Raw genomic sequence first — 22185 nt, 5'->3', positions numbered from 1 at the left:
GTTGATTAAGGAGGATGTAGAATGTTTTGTAACCAATGTGAGCAAACAGCAAAAGGTGTGGGTTGTACTGTTGTTGGAGTATGCGGTAAAAAGCCAGAAGTCTCTGATCTACAGGATTTATTACTGCATGCAGTAAAGGGCCTGTCACTTTATGCAAATGAAGGAAGGAAGGTTGGAGTAGTCGATTCTGAAGTAAACCGCTTTACTGCTGAAGCTATTTTTTCAACCCTTACAAACGTTAACTTTGATGCCAACCGTTTTCAAATTTTAATTAATCGTTGTGTTGAACTCGCAGAAAGCTTAAAGTTAAAGGTAGCTGCAGCAGGAGGAAATATAACCTTTGCAGATCCCTCCGCCAGCCTTAAACCTGCACAAGATTTAGAAGGTTTAATTAAACAGGCCGAGGAACTAGGGCATGTAGTGAGCAAAGATATAGATACAGATATTCAATCTCTACAGCAAATCTTGGTTTATGGCTTAAAAGGTATTTCAGCCTATGTAGACCATGCTAAGATTTTAGGTCAAGAAGACGATAAGGTATATGCCTTTATACACGAGGCAATGGCATCTTTAGCAAATAAAGAGCTTAGCTTAAATGATTGGGTTGGAATAGTTCTAAGGTGTGGTGAAGCTAATCTTTGGGCTATGGAGTTACTGGATGCAGGCAACACAGGTAAATACGGCCATCCTGTACCTACTGAAGTTCCTCTAGGACATAAAAAGGGTAAGTGCATACTGGTATCTGGCCATGATTTGCTAGACCTTGCTAACCTTTTAGAACAAACTGAGGGCAAAGGTATCTACATTTATACCCACGGTGAAATGCTCCCGACACACGGTTACCCTGAGTTAAAGAAATACAAGCATTTTTATGGTCATTTCGGTACAGCTTGGCAAAACCAAAGGAAGGAGTTCCCCAATTTCCCTGGAGCAATTTTAATGACCACCAACTGCATTCAAGATCCTCAAGCTTATATGGAAAATATTTTTACTAGCGGCCTAGTTGGTTGGCCCGGAGTAAAACATGTAAATAACGGAGATTTTTCTGCAGTAATAGAGAGGGCTCTAGCTATGCCTGGCTTTGCGGAAGATGAAGATAAAGGTACCGTTATGGTAGGCTTCGCCCGTAATACCGTAATGAGTGTAGCCGACAAAGTTATCGCTGGTGTTAAGGAGGGGGCTATCAAGCACTTCTTCTTAGTAGGTGGTTGTGATGGAGCAAAAGCTGGTAGAAACTACTATACCGAGTTCGTGGAGAAAGCACCCAAGGACACCATCATCTTAACCCTTGCTTGCGGCAAGTTCCGCTTCTTTGACAAAAAACTAGGTGATATTGGTGGTATTCCCCGTCTGCTGGACATCGGGCAGTGCAATGATGCTTACTCCGCTATTCAGATTGCTGTCGCCCTAGCCAATGCCTTTGAATGTGGCGTAAACGATTTACCGCTGTCTCTGGTGCTTTCTTGGTATGAACAAAAAGCGGTAGCTATTTTACTAACATTACTACATCTAGGAATAAAAGATATTCGTCTAGGGCCCAGCCTCCCTGCCTTTGTTTCACCTAACGTACTTGACGTGCTGGTCAAAACCTTTGACATTAAGCCTATTACCACTCCAGATGAGGACCTCGCTGCAATTTTAGGTTAATAAAGGATGTTTGGTATTTCCAGAGACTTGGGGCTTTTAGCCCCAAGCTTTTGGTACCTTTAAGAAGAATATGAAAGCTGCCTTCTGTGTTGTAGCAAATTTCCCCCATCCTTATGTTAAGATTGTAAAAACTTTACCCCTTGAACGAATTATAAAATTCTTTTAACTCTGCTTTTGTCTCTGCTAGAAGCTGGCTTTTCTTGATACCCTGAATAGCTCCCTCTAATGCATACAGGCGATGTATACAAGCGGAAGGATCAATAGCTTTTATTTTGAGCCAAGCCTGTTTACTGCCTGCTTCCTTTAGTTGCTCATAGGTTGTGATTCCCACTTCATTAAGTTGCTGTTCGACAACCTCGCCTATATTTGGTAGCTTCGCTAATTTCCCCATATATCCTTCCCTCTTCATAAATTCCTGTTTTACGGGTAAATAAAAAACTCCACAATTTGTGGAGTTGAGTCACACTATTTTACTCTATACCCCTAAAAGTACTCATTGCTTCATCAGCCTGTTTCTTAAGAATTTTATTTGCAAATTCAAGCATCTCAATGACTTCAGGGTTTTTGATGCTATAGATTACCCTCAACCCCTCTTTTCTGCTCTGCAGGATACCTTGTTTTTTCATCACGGACAGGTGCTGAGATGTATTAGCTTGCTCCACATTAAGTTGTTCAAAAATATCGCATACACAATGCTCTCCATCACTGAGTAAATCTAGAATTCGGATGCGAGTAGGATGGGAAATAGCCTTAAATAAATCTGCTTTTAGCTGAGCTATTTTTTCTTGCATCACTTCACCGCCTAAATTATTCTAATATTATTATATAACATCTTCCGTAATAATACTAGTTGGGTGGTTTCCCTAAGGTTATTTATAAGGATATTCATTACGCTGGACCGTTCCAGTCTTTTTATTGAATTATGCTCCATTAGGCCCAAAGTATAAACAGGGGATACCTGGTTTAGGTGTCCCCTGTTCTATTACTAACCGCCCAATAGTTTATTTAATAGTTCTGTCACAGGCCGAAATACAAAATCCACCGCATGGGTTGGATTAGGCAGTTCAATATCTAAAACATAACCATAGGTATAAATGATACCTATCAGCATTAGGCTAGAATAAGCCCCAATTTCCCTAATGTTGTTTCTTTTAATAATGGATGGTAATTGGAGATATAAAATCAGAGCAAAAATAATAGTTAAAGCAATGACTTCTAGCATTTCTTACTCACCACCACTTCTCTGAGCAGGCTTCGTTACTAAACCTATCCTTTTTATCTTAGACTCTACGGCGATTTTAACATCAATATTAGGATAATAATCATACCAACCCTTTCTAATTTGCTTCCATTGGTCTGGGTATTTTGCATGTAGGGCTCTACCAAAACCAAATATATCGGTGTTTAGTTCCCTTGATTTATTTAAGGCTAAGTTTATTTCTTTTTTTACTGCCTCTGCCTGTAGTGCTTCTACCTTTTTGATGGTCTGGGTTTTACTGAAGTCCAGATTAGCCTCACTATCACCAATGTTTGACTCTACTTTGACCTTGATCCTAATCTGTATTTGACCATCTTTGATTTCAGGCTCCACTTTAGATTGACCATTAATAACTTCCAAGGCTATTCTCTGCCCATCCAGGTAGGTAGTAATTATACCCCCAATACCCTCACCCTTAACCCAGATTAACCCCCTACTTTCCCAGTCATTTAACCATCCCACCATTTTATCCTGCTTAAATACTGCTGTATCTAATACAACCATATCTGAAGTACGTGGTTTTTGGGGGTCACCAAAGGAAGCAGGGCTACCCGAGAGAGGTACTCCATGAATCGCAACACCAGCTGTATAGGGCTCATTACCTTCCTCTGAAAATATTTCTATAAAATCACCCAGTCGATTTGGTGCAAAAAAGGCATTTCTCTCCCTGTGTTCAATAATGCCCGCCAAAAACTGCCCCTTACTTGTTTTGATGGGCATATCAGCAGTAATAATTTTATCAAGCTGACCCTCTTTAGCTATCAGAAACCAGGTACTACGGCGAATCTCTTCATTTCTTTCAAAAAAATCAATGATAGGTTTAATCCCTCGGGATCGCGCCATTTCCTCAGAAAGAATAATTACCTGGGTATGGGCAAAAAACAACCGATAGGCAGCTTCCATAGAAAGTCTTCTAATGGCATCAAATACTGTTTTCCCGGTACCTGAATGTACATGAAAGGGTGGGCCATTCCCACTACCCCCACCTCCCCCTGCACTTCCACCGCCAACAGATTGTACATTTACCTCGGCACAGGTTATACGAATATCATTATTTTCATCCTGATCTATTCCCACCGCCATTACTAAGCCCAGTCTCTCTGGCTCAGTTAAATCCCAGCAACCAGTAATGGTAATACAGATGCAAGAAACAAGTAGTGTTATCATAGCCTTTCTCATGGGCCATCACCATGCTTTCCTGGATCGGGTTTTTGTTGAGGCTCCATTCTTTGCGAAGCAGATGTTGTTTGAGTTGGACGATTAACCATAGCCCACATTGGTGCCCTAACTAAAGTATCCTTTAGATCTCCTGGTTTAAAAGGAGAAATGGGTGACATGTAAGGGACTCCAAAACTCCTGAGGGAGAACAAATGAAGTAAAATGACAATAATGCCAGTCATCAGTCCAAATAGCCCTAAAAAGGCAGCTAAAAACATCAGAGGAAATCTCAGGGTGCGAACAGCTAAGGAGATATTAATTTGGGGGATAGTAAAATTGGCTATACCCGTAACTGCTACTACAATAACCATCAGAGGAGAAACTATGCCTGCCTGAACCGCTGCTTGACCGATAACTAACGCCCCCACAATACTGACCGCCTGACCCAGTGGCCTGGGTAAGCGGACACCAGCCTCCCGTAGCAGCTCAAAGGCAAATTCCATTAGTAATGCTTCTAGAAAAGCCGGTACCGGAACACCTGATCGGGCAGCCATAATACTAACTAAAAGTTGGGTAGGGATCATTTCCTGGTGATAGGTACTGATGGCAATATAAGACGCTGGCAGCAACAATGCCATGGTAAAGCCAATATATCTTAACAATCTGATTAAGGTGGAAAAAACGAACTTGTTATAGTAATCTTCCGCTGCCTGCATAAGAGAAAAAAACTCTCCTGGGGCAATAAGAGCCATGGGAGTGTTATCCGTAAAGATAACTACCCTGCCTTCCAGCATGGCAGCAGTAGCCCTATCTGGCCTCTCGGTCACTCCAATTAGCGGAAAGGGGGAATAGGGGTTATCTTTAATGAAATCCTCTAAGTACCCACTTTCTAAAATACTGTCAATATTAATCCTACTTAGTCTACTCTGCACTTCTTTAACAAGTTCAGGGTGGCAAATACCCTTTATGTAGGCTAAACAAACCTTGGTTCTGGTAACCTTACCTATTTGTAACGATTCTATGACTAGGTTAGGACTAAGTATTCTTCTACGAATTAATGATATATTGATACTAATTGTTTCCACAAAGGCATCTCTGGGTCCCCTGACCACTGGTTCTGCATCAGGTTCACTAATAGACCTACTTTTATAACCCTTTGAGTTGATTAATAACCCATTTTCCATTCCTTCTATCAGTAGCAACACTTCACCAATGAGTAGTCCTTCAATTATATCCCTGAAATTTTTTATCGCCTTTATTTCTGCCCTAGTTATCAAGTTACCCGAGCGAACCTGCTCAATTATTTCTGGTCCGTTATGTAACCCAGATGAATATGCCTCAAGCACAAGTGGTCGTACTATATGCTGATCCAATATATCAGGGTCTATAAGGTTGTCAAAAAAAAGCATAGCTGCTGGTCTTATCTCACTTCGCCCAATATTAATCCTGCGTGTCACAAAATCTACATTTGCGCCCACCATCTCTTTCAGTAGGGAGAGGTTTTCTTCTAAGCAAGATGTTAAACAGATATCCTCCAGTTCCTGTTCTGTGTAAGCCTTTCCATCGACCTCTGTAACTGTTTTAGGCTGATTGATATCTCCAAGTTTGTTTTTTTTCGTGTTTGATCTGAGTCTATTTAAATATTTAATCATGGCTTACCTCCGGACAAACCACCAGAAAGGTAGGAGAGCATTAATAATAAACTTGTTAAAAGCAAATTGACAAAGGTAATAGAGGTAGGAAAAACCAGGTTTGAAAACTCTATTAGTTCAGCAATGTTATTCCAAGAATTAAGAGATAAAATAACCAGTAAAATTCCTCCTGGTACAACTAAAATTCTGTAGTCAGGCAGCTTAAAAAGCTGGGCAAAGGCTAAAGTGCCTGCATAAAAAAAGGTAATAAGTTTAAAAGCCATTCCTGCAACCCAGATGGCCATAAACAATACATCCACACGTTCTATCGCTACCGCTTGAACAAATATAATATTACGGGCTAAGGAAAATGATGGGAAAATCATTCTAGCCGCTACATCTGCTCCGAATAACCCAATATTAGCTACATTAATTAACATCATACTAAAAAAAGCAATCATTACAGCAAAAATGGTTACTGTATATATTTTGTTCTTACCCTTGGTTGATAAAAAGGGGGCAAGCATGAGGATAACAGCACATTCACCAAGCCAACTCCCCGGGAACCATCCCCCTAACAAAAGACAGCTAAGGGGTGTGGCTAAAACAGGAGTAAAATTATTCTTATCTATGTTTGGAAGGGCTAACACAAAAATCAAAAGAATACTTGCCAGAAGAAAAATCGTGATAACCGAATTGGTTCTTACCAGCGCTTCAATTCCTAGGTAAAGTGCATAACAAGCAATAGCAGTAAGCACTATTACGTGTATCCAGACTGGTGTGGTCACTAGATAGGCTGTGGCCATTAGCTCAATAAACTGACGTAAAACATAATACGAAACATAATAATAGTAGCTAGCATAAATAAATCCTATTACCTTTCCAGGCCACAGGCCAATTAATTTAGGTACATATTCGATAACTGTTTCATCAGGAAATCTAGCTGCTAGGGATGACGATATTACTGCAATCAAAAGTCCCATCAACAGTGCCATCAGCAATGCAGCCCAGGCATCCTGCTTGGCATGCTGAGCGGTAATAGTTGGCACAAAAAGAATAGCGGTAGGCAATATCAATATCACAATATATAGAGTGGCCTGCCAGGGGGAAATTTTAGTTTCTGCCTTCATTATAGGTTTCTCCCCTAATATTTTTGTTTATAAAAGTTAGCAGCAAGAGAACTGTAGGGATAATTAATTCATAAGTAAGTGCAAAACCTGGCCAAGTACTTTCCAGAAATTCTATGGTATTGCTCATTTCCGCAAATAAACTTACAGGTAATACTGTAAAAATTAGTACTAAAGGAATAACATAAGTGTTCTTATTCTTCTGCTTAGTAAAATTTTGTAGGGTAATAACAATGATGTATAGTAAAACCACAACCTTAAAAAGTGTGGCAGAATACCAAAAGGTCATAATAACGGCATCTAGTCCTTGTATGCCACCTAATTCTACTATGCGAACCATTTCAAACAGTGGGAAGGTTATGTATGCAGCCAGATAGGGGCCAAAGTTTCCAATGGTTAAGGAACCTAATAATGCAAGAAAGGCTATAAACCAAATAGCCATGACCATTTGCCCAGCTATCTTTCCTATTTCTTTAACGTGGTGAGAAAGAAACAGTACAATGATTCCTTCCCCAAACCAACCTATAATACGGAAAGTACCTTGTAGCACAGGGGCTATGCCCTGTTCTAAAATAGGCAAGAAGCGTTGTACTTCCAGATCACTAAAAACTAGAAAAATTATACCTAGCCTTATCAAGATACCGGGGATGAAAGCAAACTCAACTACCCGGGCAATTACTTCTATTCCAAGATAGACTGCATAACCTGCTGACATAGCTATAAAAAGTGTGAAGATAATCTCTGGTGTCTCTCTTAGAAAAACTGTACTAGTAATATGCATTAATTCACTAATGATACCAAGGATAATAATCACTAAAAATAATAAATAAAGTATGACTAATAGAGTCCCCAAATAGGGACCCAGTAAAGTGTTAGCATACTCAGGAAGAAACCTACCGGGGAAGTTTACTGCTAATTTTGCCTGAATGTAGATAATGATACTTCCAATAATTGCAGCACCAATTATCGAAAGCCAGGCATCCCTGCCTGAAACTCCCACGGTTATAGATGGCAACAAAATATCTGCGGTTGAGGTGACAAAAATTATTAATATAAAGATAAACTGCCGGTTGGATATGGTTTTCATTGCTTTCCCCCAATTGAACTTATTGTTTACAGGGAAAAAGGCAACTATACCATATTTTAGCTTAAATGGGGAAAACAGTTACAAGAGGTACTTGGAAAGAAAAAGCCTGATGAGGATAACTCATCAAGCTTTTTCCTATAATTTGTTTATTGTTTGAAATATTATTTTTCAATAGCCTGTATAATCTCCTCGGGCAACCTTTTGAGTTTCATTTCCGGTCCCACACATGCCAATTTCACTTTACCGTCCACGAGCAATTTTCCGTCAATAACCCGTATTACCTTTTGTTCAAGTGTAAAAGATGATTTTCCAATATGTAGTACGGATGTTTCCACTCTAAGCAAATCATCGTGCAAAGCAGGAGAACGGTAATTGATCTCTAGGTGCACAACCGGAAAGACGAAACCTCGACGGGCCAATTCTGCGACCGAAAATCCCCTCTCACGAAGGTATTCAGTTCTTCCTCTTTCAAAATATTTAAGATAATTTGAGTAGTATACTATGCCGCCTGCATCAGTATCTTCGTAATAAACCCGAATTTCCATATAATTAACCTCCAGCAATATTAGAAAATGCCAAATGAACTACTTAATAACTAAGTAGTTCATGTTACACGTTACTATTCACTTAACAATATAATAATAAATAGAATATTTTATGTCTATAGTAGCATGCCAATGATACCAAAAACGTCAATGGTACGTATAATCCCAACTAGTTTCCCCTTCTCTAATACGGGCAAGGAATTTACCTTTTTGGTTAAAAACATGTCTACAGCTTTAAATAGGTCATCATCAATATCAACAAAGGCAATTTTAGTTGCTCTCATAACACTTTTAACTGGCATGTTAGGTCCAGAGTTATTGACTGAATATATCCAAAGGTAGCTATCTGGTAAATCGTATTTAGTCAATACCGCTTTTAATATATTACGAAGGGTAACAATACCCACCAATTCTCCCTTTTTATTAGAAACCAGTAGTGACCGATGACCTACAATCCCTCCTTTTCCATCTCTAAAGAAGGATTTCTTTAAAATATTTATGGCTTCCCTCACCTGTGCATGCTCTGACACCACTGAATATTCTGAAATTGGCACCATGATATCTCTTATTGAGGTCATAGGATTAATCACCCTTACCATCTACACTGTGTACAAAGGTTGAATGAACCCTGGGTTGTTTATAGTTCTTCCCACTGCATTTTCTTTTGGAACAAAATAACTACAACTGGTTGGAATTAGCGTTACATCTGTGACTATAATAAAATCAACGTCCAAACTAGTTTCCTTTCTAATTGACTCTTCAGTACGTCTAATAACCTTTTGTACTACCTCGTTGAGGGAGTTTTTAACACGACATTTCCCGTTTAGATTACAATCCCTACATTTAGTTGTAAGGTCCATACTAAATCCTCCCTATAAAGCTATTTAGATCCGGTATAAGGAATAATCCTTATACCGGAATTAGTTTATTAATGTCCGGAACTCTGTGCATAATTCGTATCCACCTTGCTGTTACGCTTAAATTTAACTACATAACCAATAATCATAATAACACCAACAATTGATCCACCGTATAAAGATATTGCCGCAGCCATATCAAGCACATTGGTAAAAGCTGTGGAGAAGTTAGCCATTTCTAGATCTACCATATATTTAGGAATAGCAAAGGCTCGACTAACTGCAGACATAAATATGACCACTGCCATGACTAGTTTAATTTTATGTTCTGCTACCATCTTTGTAGCATTGGCCCCTATATTTAGACCAAGTAATGAACCTAGATAGAGTAGGAGGACAATTCTGATATCCACAAAGCCGTGCAAAGCATATTGGAAAGCACCTGAGGCGCCGGAAAAAATAGCCAGGAATAACTCTGTACCAGCAGCAACTGTTGTCGGAATACCCAGTAGGTAAATCATAGCTGGAACACCCACAAAACCACCTACCCCAACCGTACCTGCTAACCAACCAGTAGCCAATGCAATGAGGGCAACAAACCATAAAGAAACCCTAACATTAGCTACTTTAAAGTGAATCATCGGTGGAATATTTATTTTAGAAATTTTATCAGCAAGGGTATTGCGAGATTTACAGCTAGGATTCTTACCACTTTCAACAATATCTTTTATGATAAATATTGATAGACCTGAAAGCAACACAACAAATACTATACTGATATAAAGGTTTGAGCCTGCTTTTCCTAAGGTAGAATAAATAGTTTCTTGCAACTTTACTGCTAAATTAACACCTAATAAAAGGAATATAATCATGCAGATACCTAATCGGGCATCTACGTTACCCATCTTTGCGTGTTTTTTTGAACCAACTATTGCTTTACCAAATTTATGAGCTAAGTTAGAACTAACAGCCGCAATTCCTGGAATCCCCAACGCCATCATGGCGGGGGTCATTACGAAGGCACCACCACTACCCAAGAAACCACTCAACACACCACCTAAAAATCCAATACCCGCTACCGAAAGAGCAGTTTCGGGCGAGAGGTCAATAAACTTCATAACTTCTCCTGCTAAATTTACAGCTTCACCTGCCATAATCTCCCCTCCTTAATGGTCACTCTCTAAGCCCAATAGACTTAGAATATTTGACATCGCTGTTCCGTAAATAAATGAAACAAAAACTATGGTACCCAGAAGACAAAGGGCAGGTACAACTGACTTACTTAGATAGAATTCATTAAGCTGTTCAATATTAGTAAAAATTACAAGGTACGTACAAAAGGCTACCGCCAGGTAAAATACTGTTTTTAAAAAACTAGGTTTGGTCTTTCCACTCATACCAATCTCTCCTTTGTAAGTTTTTGAACAAGGTACTTTCTGAATTCATCCCTCCTCGCCTTTTGTGATTTAAAGCTCTATATAGCAAATTACATGCCAACAAATCAAAGCCTTGATATTCAAGGTTTTCTTCGTAAAAACAAAACCAAGTGTAGCTTTTGCGACACCTGGTTTATAGTATTTATATATACCATTTACATAATTTATTACGGTATTGCTCTAGTTTTTGTAGTTTTTTGCCACTATTATCAATTGCATCTTTTCCTACAGACCTATGTAGTATATAATTCATTTAAAACATATTTGCTATAAAGGGGCTGATTTTAACTGAATAATAAAAATATTTTTTCGTTTTTTAGGAGAAAGAGTCTGACTAATCAAATAGTTATAATCATAGCAGTCATTATGCTTGTGCCGTTGGTAGCATTAATGTATGATATTTTCTTTGCTTCCCGCACTGATAATGTAATCTTCCTGGATAAAGAACAGCGCCTAGAAGCACTTGTTAAAAGCACCAATGTGGAATTCACCAAAAGCCTATCAACTCTGGAGCTCCACCCTGAAGATGTCTCATCTGACACCCTACATAATGAATTTACTCGGGTTGTAGAACCCCACGTACCAGCCAACTCAGGTATACGCTTTGGTCTTTATGTACCTCTGACAGAAAAGATATCTGTTCTAGGTTTTCTTCACAACTATCGTAACCTTTCTCCTGAGGAAGAAAAACAAAGAGAAAAAGAGATCTTTGCTAATACCAAACCGGGTCTACTGGCGGCAGAAATGAGTAAAGAACCACTATTTCGTATTTCTGGTTCCTGGGATGACCAGGTGGTAGAATATATTGCACCAGTTGTTCTGCAGGGTAGAGTGGTGGCAGTAATGTGGGCTGGTGAGCGGCTAAATCCCGTCTTTTATCAAAGTAGTTTTGTCAGAAAAGCACTTCGCTACTTTGTCCTGGTTGTCCTAGCACTAGTCATGCTGGGTACTCTTATTTTGATTCGTAATATTACTACGGGCGTTGAACGCTTGAAACAAGGACTACAGCAGATGGAAGGTGATATTCATCATCTGTTACCGGAAATGTCAGGTGAACTGGGGCAGGTAGCACAAGCTGTTAACCGGATGGCTGTAGGTCTAGTGGAAAAGGAAAGGTTAGAAGATCAACTAAGGCAATCAGAGCATCTTATTGCCTTAGGTCGACTGGCTACCGGTGTTGCTCATGAACTACGCAACCCCATAGGTATTATTAAAACTTTGGCAGAATTAATGAAACACGAATACTCACAAGTTAGCGGCATAGAAGAGTTTACCAGAGCCATAGATGAACAGGTTGACCGTCAAAATATAGTAATTCAGGAGCTACTCGATTTTGGACGTCCCACTAAAGTATCTATTAAAGATTGTTTAGTCAATGATCTATTAAAAGGTGTTCTTTCTTTTTCAGAGGCTATGTTAAGAAAACAAAAAATAAAGGTTAACTTAGATCTCGATAACCAACTACCTAAGATAATGGCGGATACCGAGAAGCTTAAGCAGGTTTTTGTTAACCTAATCGTTAATGCAGCAGAGGCAATGCCCTCTGGAGGCAGAGTTGATATAACAACTAGATTAAAAGATGATATGGTTACTATTACCTTCACCGATACTGGTGATGGGATTTCACTGGAAGAGAAATCCAGAATCTTTGACCCCTTTTATACCACTAAAGAGTCAGGTACAGGTCTTGGACTCTCCATTTCCTTTCAAAGCATTAAACTTCATGGAGGTAACATTGAAGTAGACAGTAACCCAGGTATGGGAACCACTTTCATTATACAACTACCTGTTGAGGAACATATCTCCGAAGGAAGTGATAAATTTGATACCAAGAATATTAGTTATTGATGACGAGGAAAGAATGTGTTGGGCACTGGAAAGGGCATTAAGTTATGAGGGCTATCAAGTTATTACAGCCACCCGTGGTCTGCAAGGCATTAAGTTGGCCAACGAAACTGAACCTGCAATGGTTATATTAGATTTGAAAATGCCTGATATAGACGGCATTGAGGTCTTAAAGAAAATAAAAAACAATAATAAAAATATTCCTGTCATTATGATTACAGCCCACGGCACCATTGAAACTGCTATTGAAGCAATGAAAATCGGTGCCACCGATTACATAACAAAACCTTTCAAATTAGAAGAGCTTAAAGTACAGGTTAAGCAAGCCCTTCATTTATCAAATTTGGAGAACCAGGTTGATTTTTTTCGCCAGGAATTAAGTAAAAAATATGGCAAAATGGTTGGTCAAAGTGATGCTATGAAAGAAGTTGCCTTATTAATTCGACAGGTAGCCAAGACTAATGCAACCGTTTTAATTACTGGGGAAAGCGGTACCGGTAAGGAAGTTGCTGCAGTGGAAATACACAAGGCCAGCGACCGTGCCGACAAACCCTTTGTAGCAGTAAACTGTGCTGCATTACCTGAACAGCTTTTGGAAAGTGAACTTTTCGGACATGAAAAAGGAGCCTTTACTGGTGCAACAAGTAAGAAGAAAGGGCGTTTTGAAATTGCTGATAAAGGAACTATTTTTCTTGATGAAATTGGGGAAATTCCTATCAGTATGCAAGTTAAACTCTTGAGGGTATTACAGGAAAGATCCTTTGAAAGGTTGGGAGGTACCGAGACTATTCAGGTGGATGTTCGTATTATTGCAGCAACAAACTCAGCATTGTCCACAGCTATTGCAAATGGAACCTTCCGCGAAGATCTATATTATCGTCTAAATGTAATGCGCATAAGCCTGCCTCCACTAAGATCAAGAAAAGAAGATATTCCTTTATTAGTGAATCATTTTCTAGGAAAATTAGACCCTTCACACAATAAAAAAATATCACCTGAGGCTATGAAAATTTTAACCCATTATAATTGGCCGGGCAATATCCGAGAACTACAAAATGCCCTTGAAAGAGCACTGATTGTTTGCCAGGGTGCAGAGATACAGCCAGTACATCTGCCAAGAGAATTGCTGGATCGTTTAGAAGAGAATAGTTCACCTATTCTAAATTTACCTGAAAGCGGTTTATCCTTAGAGGAGTTGGAAAAACATCTTATCATTAAGGCCCTGGAAAAGCATAACAATAATCAAACAAAAGCTGCTAAATATTTAGGAATATCCCGTCCTACCCTACTTTACCGGATGCAAAAGCATGGTCTTAAGGTATAGAAAAATACAAAGGGGTGGTGTTAATGCCAAAAAACTTAACTGCCCGGGATATAATGATTTCCCTAAGCGACTATTCCACGGTATCTGAGGATGATTCAATCCGCCACGCTATATATACTTTGAGAACATCAATCTATCGTGATAAGAAAGGAGCTTTTTATGGTCATCGAGCATTGGTAGTATTAAATCAAAAGGGTGATGTATGTGGTATATTAACCCTGTTGGATTTATTAAAAGCAGTTGGACTAAAAGATCATTACAATGACCCATGGATTAAAACCACCTCCTGGAGTTGGTATTATATAAACCGTATTCATGAAGCTGAAGAAGTAAAGGTCAAGGATATTATGCGTCCCATTTACCTGGTAACAGTAAACACAAACCATTCCTTACAAGATGTAGCACGAAAAATGTTTCTTCAAGAGGAGAATCTGGTTCCCGTTCTCGAAAATAACCTACCTATAGGATTAATTAGAACTATTGATTTGTTTTGGTCAATAAGTAAAATGTCTTGATTTAATGCTAGTTTTTTTGCCATGCAAGCTACACGCGAGGATGTCTCTAGTTTTGTGTAATTGGATATTACTACCAATAAGGAGTTGATTCAATTATGCAAGACACAAAGAATCGGTTAGTAGCGGAAATGTAAGAGCATGGACGATATTCATAACATGCTGAGGGACCTCTTTGAGGATACAATTCAAAAGGTTATTGAGGCTGAAATGGATACTCACCTAGGCTACGATAAACATGATCCAACAGGTGACCATTCTGGCAATAGCAGAAACGGGTATAGTAAAAAGACTGTTCAAACTCAAATGGGTAAAGCAGAAAACAAGATACCCCGTGATCGTAACGGTGAATTTGAGCCACAAATCATCAAGAAATATGAAACAACTGCTAATGAACTTGAAGATCAGATCATTGCCATGTTTGCATTTCTCAACTTGCTATTTACTTTGGAGATCGGCTCCAATCAGAAATTGCTTAAATGCAAGGGGCTAGGCGATAGGTTTATCGCTTTTATTCTCCCGGAGATAGCCATAAAAAAAGAGATAGCTGGGAATAATATCCTTAGCTATCTCCGGCAGAACCCTGTAGGGCGCTCGGGTTGCTCCTCAGCATTGCCCTATCCTCCCTGCAGGCAAGAGCCATTATAAGCCTTTCCAAATTTACAAGGAAACAATCCAATTCCACAAAAATCTGTACACTCCCCTACACGCCTTTATTTATTAGTTACTACTACCCACCAACTTGTCATGATCTATTATCTTGATGGAGAATCACTGGAGGAAAATGAACAAAAAACTTTGTACCCTCACTACATGATGTAATTTCTATAGTGGCATTATGTTGGTTAGCAATACTGTAACAGGTGGCTAACCCTAAGCCTGTCCCCTCAGCTTTTGTTGTAAAAAATGGTGCCCCTAACATATGAACAAGTTCTTTATCTATTCCTCTCCCTTGATCCTCTACCATCAGGACGACCTGAGTGTTTTTCATTAAAGTCCTAATTTTCACCTGACCTGGGGGAGTCATTGCTTCTAATCCATTTCTAACTAGGTTTAAAATTAATTGACGTATCTCAGCCTCATTAATCCATATTTCACAAACATCTCCTAAGTCTAAGCAAATATCCATATGACTGTTTAAAGCGTCTGCCCGTATCAAAGGGTATATATCATTAATTACTTTATTCAAACTCTTAAGCTGCTTAGGCTCTTTGCTGCTTTTACTTAAGGCTAAAAAATCTGTTATTATCTTATTAGCACGGTCCAACTCGGAAATCATTAACTTATTTATTTCTTTGTCTCTTTCTAAAGTATTCCTGTTCATATTTAATTGCAAAAATCCTCTTACAGTTGTCATGGGGTTCCGAATTTCATGGGCTATTCCAGCTGCCATGCTTCCTATTAACCCAAGACGCTCCAGTCGTCTCATTTCTGATTCTAATTGTTTTCTTTCGGTTATATCTGTAACCGTGAATAATACACATATCTCTTCGCTAATGGTAATTAGCTCTGCAGAAAATAAAATTGTTATTACTTCCCCAACCTTATTACGAAACAAAATCTCTTCATTCTCTATTCTTTTCTTTTCCTTTATAGTTTTCATAAATCTTGCACGATCCTCTGAACTAGCCCAAATATTCATCTCTAAAGTAGTCTTATTTATCAGTTCCTTTCTTTTATATCCAGTAAGCTTTAAGTAAGACTTATTGACATCCAATATTAAACCATCGCCTAGTTTGCTGATACCCATTGGATTTGGGTTAGCATGAAAGCACTTGGCGAATTTTTCCTCCATGTAACGCAATCTGGTTTCTGCTTTTTTCCTCTGAGAAATATCAAGAATAACACCTACAATACCTTTCCAGCCAGTCGACTCATCTTGGTAGATTGCTTTGTGTGTTATAAAGTGCCGCAAGGAGCCGTCATGGTGAGGAAAAGTGGCTTCAAAAACTTGAATACCTTGTTTATAGTACAGTGACTTATCCATTTTATAATAACTGTCCGCCACTTGTCTTTCGAATACATCGTACACTGTCTTCCCTATGATCTGGTCTCTTGTTTTACCAGTCCACTCCTCATAGGCCTTATTACAACCCTCATATAACCCATTTTGGTCTATATAGAATATAGGGCTAGGAATGGTATCTATTAAGAGTTGTAAAAATTGTAGTTGTCGTTCTAGAGCTTCCTTTGCCTTTTTTCGTTCGTAAATTTCTTGATCTAACCTTATGGTCCTCTCCCGTACCATTTCTTCTAAGTGTTCCTGGTATTGCCTTAATTTTTCTTCAGCCTCTTTACGGTCTGTTATGTCCCGCCCAACCCCAATGATGGACTTAACATTATTATTCTGATCTAGCACTGACTTGTCAGACCAGCCAAACCATCGCCAACCATCTTTTGTTAATGCTCTCTGTTCAACATAACAGGCATAAGGTGGTTGGTATAATGATTCCATAGCTTTTGCAGTTTTTTCCCTGTCCTCTGGATGAACCAAAGGCATAAAAGTATTACCTAGCAGTTCCTCTTCGGTTCTACCAAAGGTTTCACAGTATGTTTTACTCACAAATAAAAGTCTGCCATCTATGTCTACTTTTACAATAAGTTCATTTTGATTTTCTATAAGCAATTGGTAGTTCTCTTTATATTTATGTTGTTTAGAAATCCTTTTAATGCGAGATTCTATTCTAAATTTGCCTGGTTTTGCTGACATTCGCATTACCTCCAACCAAACTACTTGTTGGAATTTTCAACACAACTAGCAAAAATCCTTGTTTAAATTGATTACACTTGCCCCATGTCACACCCCCTGGGATAAATGGTAAAAATACTTAATTAATATTGTGTTGAAAATAAAAAAATCCACCCTTCCTTTTTACATCATTGACAGGATTATGTGGTTTTTGTAAAATAATGAAGCACAAACAATAGTCCGAAATCGTACTGTACCAAATCGTTATATTTGTATGGATAGGAAATTTGCATATCCAGACAGGAGTGTTATCTGCATGACAAGGACATTTAACATTAGATTACCTATCTTCTGCCAATTTAGAAACAGCCACGGAATAATAGACGATGGTACGGTCCATACATTTATGCAACCGGAGGAACTTATTAATGACTGATGCAAGTAAAGGCGGCATATGGACTGTCCTCGGAGTCATAATTATCGGTACCTTCATAACCATTCTAAATGCCAGCCTCATCAACATTGCCCTCCCTAAGATGATGGCAGTCTTCGGTGTATCTTTGGACTCAATCCAATGGGTCGTCACGGCATACACCATCGCTCTGGGAGCAGTCATCCCGCTTTCCGGCTACCTATCTGACTTGTTGGGGGCCAAAAAGCTGTATATTGGGGCACTGATCCTCTTCACTCTCGGTTCCCTGCTCTGTGGCATGGCTTGGAGTAACTCCTCTATGATTGCCTTTAGGGTTATTCAGGGCATCGGTGGCGGCATTATCGGTCCGGTTGGAAACGCCATTATCTTCCGTACAGTCCCTCCGGAAAAGCGGGGCGTGGCCATGGGTTTATATGGCGTCGCAGCCATGGCAGCACCAGCCATTGGTCCCACCTTGGGGGGCTACATCATCGCCAATCTCAGTTGGCGCATGTTATTTTATATCAACGTGCCTTTTGGCATCCTTGGCATCATAGCGGGTATCATCCTGCTCCAGGAATTCCCTAAGAGGTCACCAGAAAGCTTTGACATGATTGGCTTCATCACCTCCACCGTCGGGTTAGTTTGCATCTTTTACGTATTGGGAAAATGGACTAGCATTGACTGGGGTGAGATGGAATACCCGCTTCTTCTGATTCTAGGGATCTTTAGCCTAATCCTTTTTGTCATAAACGAGCTAATGCATCCCCACCCCCTGTTGGACCTGCGACTTTTTAAGTTGTACGATTTCACTGCATGGAGTGTGGTAATGAGCGTTCTGAGCATGGCAATGATTGCAGTCCCGTATCTAGTGCCAATTTTTCTCCAGAACATTATGGGCTATTCCGCTATGCAAACAGGGATTTTACTTTTCCCTTCCGCCATAGCCACCGCTATCATGATGCCACTCAGCGGAAAGTTATTCGATAAATGGGGGTATAAGGCCGTCATGATTCCCGGCCTCTTACTGTTTGTTGCCGTCTCTTATCCGCTTAGCTTCCTTAACACCAACACCAGTGCCAGTACCATCAACATACTCCTGGTCATCCGAGGGTTCGCTCTGGGTCTGGTGGCTTCGCCACCCATTACACTGGCTATGAATAGTGTTTCTAAGGTAATGATCAATCAGGCATCGGCCCTAATGAATATCACCAGACAGATTGCCTCAACCGTCAGCATAGCCTTGATTACCACAACCCTACAGCATCGCATCGTCCTCAACAGCGCCACAATCTCAGACCAGTTGACCATGACAAATCCGGTCACAAGTGATGCTGTCAGAACCCTCCAAGGGGTTTATTCTAAGGGTGGTCTCTCGGCCAGCGATACCAATGGCGCAGCAATCAGTACCCTGATGGGACTTGTTCAAAAACAGGCTTATGTGGACGCCATCGACTACATCTTTCTCATGATGCTGCTTGTGATGGTTATCGTACTTGTTTTCGTAGTATTTATTGATCTGCCTAAGTATTTAAGGACACAGGTACAGGACTCGCCCAATAAAAAGGAGGCAGCATACTGATATGAATAATAATCAAAAAGAACGGATATGGACTCTAATGAGGGACATTCAAACAAAAAAGCGGCGTTATTTCTCCCTTTTCAGCAAAAGGTTCGGGCTTACCGTCCAGGATGGATATCTGCTCAGGGAGATTTCCTCTCAACCAGGGATAACCCTAAGCGAATTAAGTGATCTTCTGGGCCTCTCTAAAAGCACTGTCTCCTCTATGGTATTCCGCTTGGAAGAAAAAGGACTCCTTATTAGGACGATTCCCCATAACAACCGGCGAATCGTCCAGTTAATGATATCTCCCGAAATCAGACAAAATCCCGAAATTGTACTATTGAAAAGTCGGATGATGAATGGATTTTTAAAAGAACTGAGCCAAGCGGATGCCCATATCATTATAAAAGGACTGGAAAAACTGAATGAACTAATAAATGTTTTTCCAGATATTGAGGATACGGGCAAACCTCAGCCCTCTCCTCTAAACGAACCAGGACATTTGAAATAAACCCAGGGAGGTGGAAAAAATGAAAAGAATAATTTGCACAGCACTAATATGTATCCTGGTGCTAACTGGCTGTTCAGCAACACCAGTTGCCAAGGAGCAGCAACCTGAGACCACTATCCCTGTCTATTATCTAGCCGGTAGGGTCCAGGCTTCTGAAGCGGCGGATCTTTCGGTACCATTTACAGGACGCGTGGAAGCAGTCTTGACGTCTGTTGGCCAAGCCGTCAAGGCAGGAGATCCTCTAGTGCAGTTTGATATCTCAGAAGCATCGGCCCAAGTCAAAGTAACCCGCCAGACTCTGGCAATAGCCCAGGCCACTTTGGAGAAAGCGCGAACCGGGGCACGCCCTGAGCAACTACGTCAGGCGGAGGCCACCGCTAAAGCTGCTAAGACCGCTCTGGACAACGCCCGAAAAAATCTTAAGCGGTATCAGGACCTCTATAATTCAGACGCAATTCCCCTTTCCCAGCTGGAAACAGCCCAGGGACAGGCCGCAAGCGCAGAAGCAGCATTTAAGAACGCAGATGAGGCCCTGGCCATTCTGAAGAACGGGGAAACTCAGGCTTACATGGTAGTATTGGAAAAGCAAGTGGATCAGGCAGAGGCTTCTGTGGCAGCCACAGAGGCGGTACTGGCTAACCGCACTGTGAAGGCCCCCTTTGACGGCATCGTAGTGGCCTGTCCCGCTAAGGCTGGGGAAACTTACAGCTATCAGACAACCTTAGTATCCCTAGAAAACCGGGATCGACTTACTGTGGATGCCTACGGTCCGACCAGCGCTGTGAACCACTTCAAGGTAGGTCAAAAGGTCAAAGCACGAGTAGCAGAACAGTTGGACAAAGAAATCTCTGGAACGGTGACCTGGGTGGGGAATACTGTGGACCCTAAGCGCCAGGATGTACTTGTAAAGATATCCCTAGCCCCTGAAACGTCCCTAATGGCAGGCATGTTCGCCGAAATTGCGCCGGTACAATAGGAGGGTGGACACCATGGATAAACGGAAAAAGACACTGTTGATGGTTAGTGGAATCATGATTGCAACTCTGGTGACCATCGCACTTTACTATGGAATCAATAATTATCTATATATTTCCACGGAAGATGCCCGGGTAACCGGAGATATCGCCCGAATCAATGCCCAGATTACAGGAAAACTGGTTTCTTGTGATCTAGAAGAGGGTATGACGGTACACAAGGACCAGATCGTAGCCCGCCAAGAGGTTCCAAATCAAACAGATACGGCCCTTGAACAGAGCCTGCTCCGCTCCCCCATTGATGGTGTCGTCATCAAGAAACAAGGGATTATAGGAGAGGTAATCTCCACAGGGCAGACAGTAGGTATGGTGGTGGATCCTGCCAAGCTCTATATTATAGCAAACATTGAAGAAACCAAGCTAAGTAACATTCAGGTGGGAAATAAAGTAGACGTCTCCATCGACCAGTATGGAGGGAAAAAGTGGATCGGTAAGGTAAGCCTGATCGGAGAAGCCGCCAATTCCACCTTCTCCCTAATACCCTCCTCAGGCAGCGGTACATTCACCAAGGTAGTCCAGAAGGTACCTGTTCACATCGCTGTGGATACTAAGTATAGCCAGATCCGGCCCGGCACCAATGCTGTGGTAAGAATTCACATCCGGTAGATAGTTGATTAGTTAACCCTTCATTAAGAAGATAATGGATACTTGTTTAACGGTATACATATAATAATATTCATTGTAATGGAATTTTTTTTAATTTCTTTATATAATCGAAACAAGGAGGTATGTAAATGAAGGTATTATTGGTTAATGGTAGCCCACATGCCAATGGCTGCACGTTTACTGCTTTAACTGAAGTTGCTGATACTTTAAAAACTCATGGCATTGAAACAGAAATTGTGCAACTTGGAAACAAACCTATTTCCGGCTGCCTAGGCTGTGGGGTATGTATGAAAAAGGGTAATTGTTTTATGGATGACCCGGTAAATCTATTTTTGAGTAAAGTCAAAGATGCTGATGGCTTTATTTTTGGTTCACCGGTTCACTATGCGGCGGCCTCGGGTCACCTCACCTCATTTTTAGATCGGGTTTTCTACGGCAAGAGTGATCTGTTTGCCAATAAGTTAGGTGCTGCGGTTGTTAGCTGCCGGCGGGGCGGTGCCTCTTCAGCATTTGATCAGATTAATAAGTATTTTACGATCAGTAATATGCCTATTGTCTCATCACAGTATTGGAATCAGGTACACGGAAATACACCTGAAGAAGTAAAACAGGACCTGGAAGGTATGCAGACAATGCGTACATTAGGCCATAATATGGCTTGGTTGTTAAAGTGTATCGAAGCTGGCAAAAATGCAGGCATTCCTTTACCTAAGCGTGAGCCAAAAACAGCTACTAATTTTATTAGATAAGAGGTAAACATCTTTATAGTTTCGTATTAACTGCTCATGAGCTACAGTAATAACCACTGATGAAATATAAAAAAATCTCATAATGCAGATTAATTAACCAAAGGCGCTGTTGCACAATACTGTTCTTGTGTGATAGGAATGTAAAAAGAAGTGTCACTAGCTACTAAAAAGTAGTTTTGCGACACTTCCTTTA

General features: G+C 40.4%; 22 protein-coding genes and 1 pseudogene. 10 read left to right on the top strand and 13 right to left on the bottom strand.

The annotated features are described in order from the left end of the window. The first annotated feature begins 21 nt into the window (after positions 1-21). Positions 22-1647 (top strand): hydroxylamine reductase, encoded by a 1626-nt coding sequence (gene hcp, locus ACYQ03_RS09495; RefSeq protein ID WP_459909480.1) that lies wholly within the window; start codon positions 22-24, stop codon positions 1645-1647. 133 nt (positions 1648-1780) lie between these two features. Here the strand turns inward: hcp and ACYQ03_RS09490 are convergent, their stop codons facing one another. The 12 genes from ACYQ03_RS09490 to ACYQ03_RS09435 all read right to left on the bottom strand — a co-directional run bounded on the left by ACYQ03_RS09490 (position 1781) and on the right by ACYQ03_RS09435 (position 10707). After that, positions 1781-2038, bottom strand: coding sequence for a TfoX/Sxy family protein (locus ACYQ03_RS09490; RefSeq protein WP_459909478.1), 258 nt, complete (start codon positions 2036-2038; stop codon positions 1781-1783). 79 nt (positions 2039-2117) lie between these two features. Then, entirely contained in the window at positions 2118-2438 is a 321-nt protein-coding gene (locus ACYQ03_RS09485; protein WP_459909476.1) for an ArsR/SmtB family transcription factor, read from the bottom strand. Between the two features lie 194 nt (positions 2439-2632). Then, positions 2633-2869 (bottom strand): hypothetical protein, encoded by a 237-nt coding sequence (locus ACYQ03_RS09480; protein WP_459909474.1) that lies wholly within the window; start codon positions 2867-2869, stop codon positions 2633-2635. A gap of 3 nt (positions 2870-2872) precedes the next feature. Next, positions 2873-4084, bottom strand: coding sequence for a Ger(x)C family spore germination protein (locus ACYQ03_RS09475; protein WP_459909472.1), 1212 nt, complete (start codon positions 4082-4084; stop codon positions 2873-2875). After that, entirely contained in the window at positions 4081-5715 is a 1635-nt protein-coding gene (locus tag ACYQ03_RS09470) for a spore germination protein (RefSeq protein ID WP_459909470.1), read from the bottom strand. Before ACYQ03_RS09470 ends, ACYQ03_RS09475 begins: the two co-directional genes overlap by 4 nt. Then, on the bottom strand, positions 5712-6824 hold the full coding sequence (locus tag ACYQ03_RS09465) for a GerAB/ArcD/ProY family transporter (protein WP_459909468.1): 1113 nt from the start codon (positions 6822-6824) through the stop codon (positions 5712-5714). The genes ACYQ03_RS09470 and ACYQ03_RS09465 overlap by 4 nt, the downstream gene beginning before the upstream one ends. Next, positions 6808-7908, bottom strand: coding sequence for a GerAB/ArcD/ProY family transporter (locus ACYQ03_RS09460; protein WP_459909466.1), 1101 nt, complete (start codon positions 7906-7908; stop codon positions 6808-6810). The genes ACYQ03_RS09465 and ACYQ03_RS09460 overlap by 17 nt, the downstream gene beginning before the upstream one ends. Positions 7909-8069: 161 nt before the next feature. Beyond that, a complete protein-coding gene (locus ACYQ03_RS09455) occupies positions 8070-8453 on the bottom strand; it encodes a YbgC/FadM family acyl-CoA thioesterase (RefSeq protein ID WP_459909464.1) in 384 nt (127 codons plus the stop codon). 116 nt (positions 8454-8569) lie between these two features. Further along, on the bottom strand, positions 8570-9031 hold the full coding sequence (locus ACYQ03_RS09450; RefSeq protein ID WP_459909463.1) for a CBS domain-containing protein: 462 nt from the start codon (positions 9029-9031) through the stop codon (positions 8570-8572). A 21-nt stretch (positions 9032-9052) separates the two neighbouring features. Beyond that, positions 9053-9313, bottom strand: a complete 261-nt coding sequence (locus tag ACYQ03_RS09445; RefSeq protein ID WP_459909462.1) for a hypothetical protein — start codon at positions 9311-9313, stop codon at positions 9053-9055. A 68-nt stretch (positions 9314-9381) separates the two neighbouring features. Continuing rightward, positions 9382-10464: a sulfite exporter TauE/SafE family protein gene (locus ACYQ03_RS09440; RefSeq protein WP_459909461.1), complete on the bottom strand. Its 1083-nt coding sequence runs from the start codon at positions 10462-10464 to the stop codon at positions 9382-9384. A gap of 12 nt (positions 10465-10476) precedes the next feature. Then, a complete protein-coding gene (locus tag ACYQ03_RS09435) occupies positions 10477-10707 on the bottom strand; it encodes a hypothetical protein (RefSeq protein WP_459909460.1) in 231 nt (76 codons plus the stop codon). Between the two features lie 405 nt (positions 10708-11112). Between ACYQ03_RS09435 and ACYQ03_RS09430 the strand changes: the two genes are divergently transcribed. The 4 genes and pseudogenes from ACYQ03_RS09430 to ACYQ03_RS09415 all read left to right on the top strand — a co-directional run. Beyond that, complete coding sequence (locus ACYQ03_RS09430; RefSeq protein WP_459909459.1) at positions 11113-12594, top strand: sensor histidine kinase; 1482 nt, start codon at positions 11113-11115, stop codon at positions 12592-12594. Then, complete coding sequence (locus tag ACYQ03_RS09425; RefSeq protein WP_459909458.1) at positions 12569-13915, top strand: sigma-54-dependent transcriptional regulator; 1347 nt, start codon at positions 12569-12571, stop codon at positions 13913-13915. Before ACYQ03_RS09430 ends, ACYQ03_RS09425 begins: the two co-directional genes overlap by 26 nt. A 23-nt stretch (positions 13916-13938) precedes the next feature. Continuing rightward, a complete protein-coding gene (locus ACYQ03_RS09420) occupies positions 13939-14430 on the top strand; it encodes a CBS domain-containing protein (protein WP_459909457.1) in 492 nt (163 codons plus the stop codon). A gap of 95 nt (positions 14431-14525) precedes the next feature. Then, positions 14526-14853: pseudogene (locus ACYQ03_RS09415) on the top strand (transposase); the annotation flags it as partial. 319 nt (positions 14854-15172) lie between these two features. On the opposite strand, the gene ACYQ03_RS09410 reads toward ACYQ03_RS09415, so the two are convergent. Further along, entirely contained in the window at positions 15173-17137 is a 1965-nt protein-coding gene (locus tag ACYQ03_RS09410; protein WP_459909456.1) for a PAS domain-containing protein, read from the bottom strand. A 407-nt stretch (positions 17138-17544) separates the two neighbouring features. Between ACYQ03_RS09410 and ACYQ03_RS09405 the strand changes: the two genes are divergently transcribed. The 5 genes from ACYQ03_RS09405 to ACYQ03_RS09385 all read left to right on the top strand — a co-directional run bounded on the left by ACYQ03_RS09405 (position 17545) and on the right by ACYQ03_RS09385 (position 21992). After that, positions 17545-19110, top strand: a complete 1566-nt coding sequence (locus ACYQ03_RS09405; protein WP_459909455.1) for a DHA2 family efflux MFS transporter permease subunit — start codon at positions 17545-17547, stop codon at positions 19108-19110. 1 nt (position 19111) lies between these two features. Next, on the top strand, positions 19112-19603 hold the full coding sequence (locus tag ACYQ03_RS09400) for a MarR family winged helix-turn-helix transcriptional regulator (RefSeq protein WP_459909454.1): 492 nt from the start codon (positions 19112-19114) through the stop codon (positions 19601-19603). A 19-nt stretch (positions 19604-19622) separates the two neighbouring features. Next, a complete protein-coding gene (locus ACYQ03_RS09395; protein WP_459909453.1) occupies positions 19623-20579 on the top strand; it encodes an HlyD family secretion protein in 957 nt (318 codons plus the stop codon). Between the two features lie 13 nt (positions 20580-20592). After that, entirely contained in the window at positions 20593-21243 is a 651-nt protein-coding gene (locus ACYQ03_RS09390) for an HlyD family secretion protein (protein ID WP_459909452.1), read from the top strand. Between the two features lie 128 nt (positions 21244-21371). After that, on the top strand, positions 21372-21992 hold the full coding sequence (locus ACYQ03_RS09385) for a flavodoxin family protein (protein ID WP_459909451.1): 621 nt from the start codon (positions 21372-21374) through the stop codon (positions 21990-21992). Positions 21993-22185 lie beyond the last annotated feature (193 nt).

It is taken from the genome of Desulfotomaculum defluvii (genome assembly GCF_054657375.1).
The sequence above is the reverse complement of the archived record's forward strand: the minus strand, read 5'-3'. Positions and strand labels throughout refer to the sequence as shown.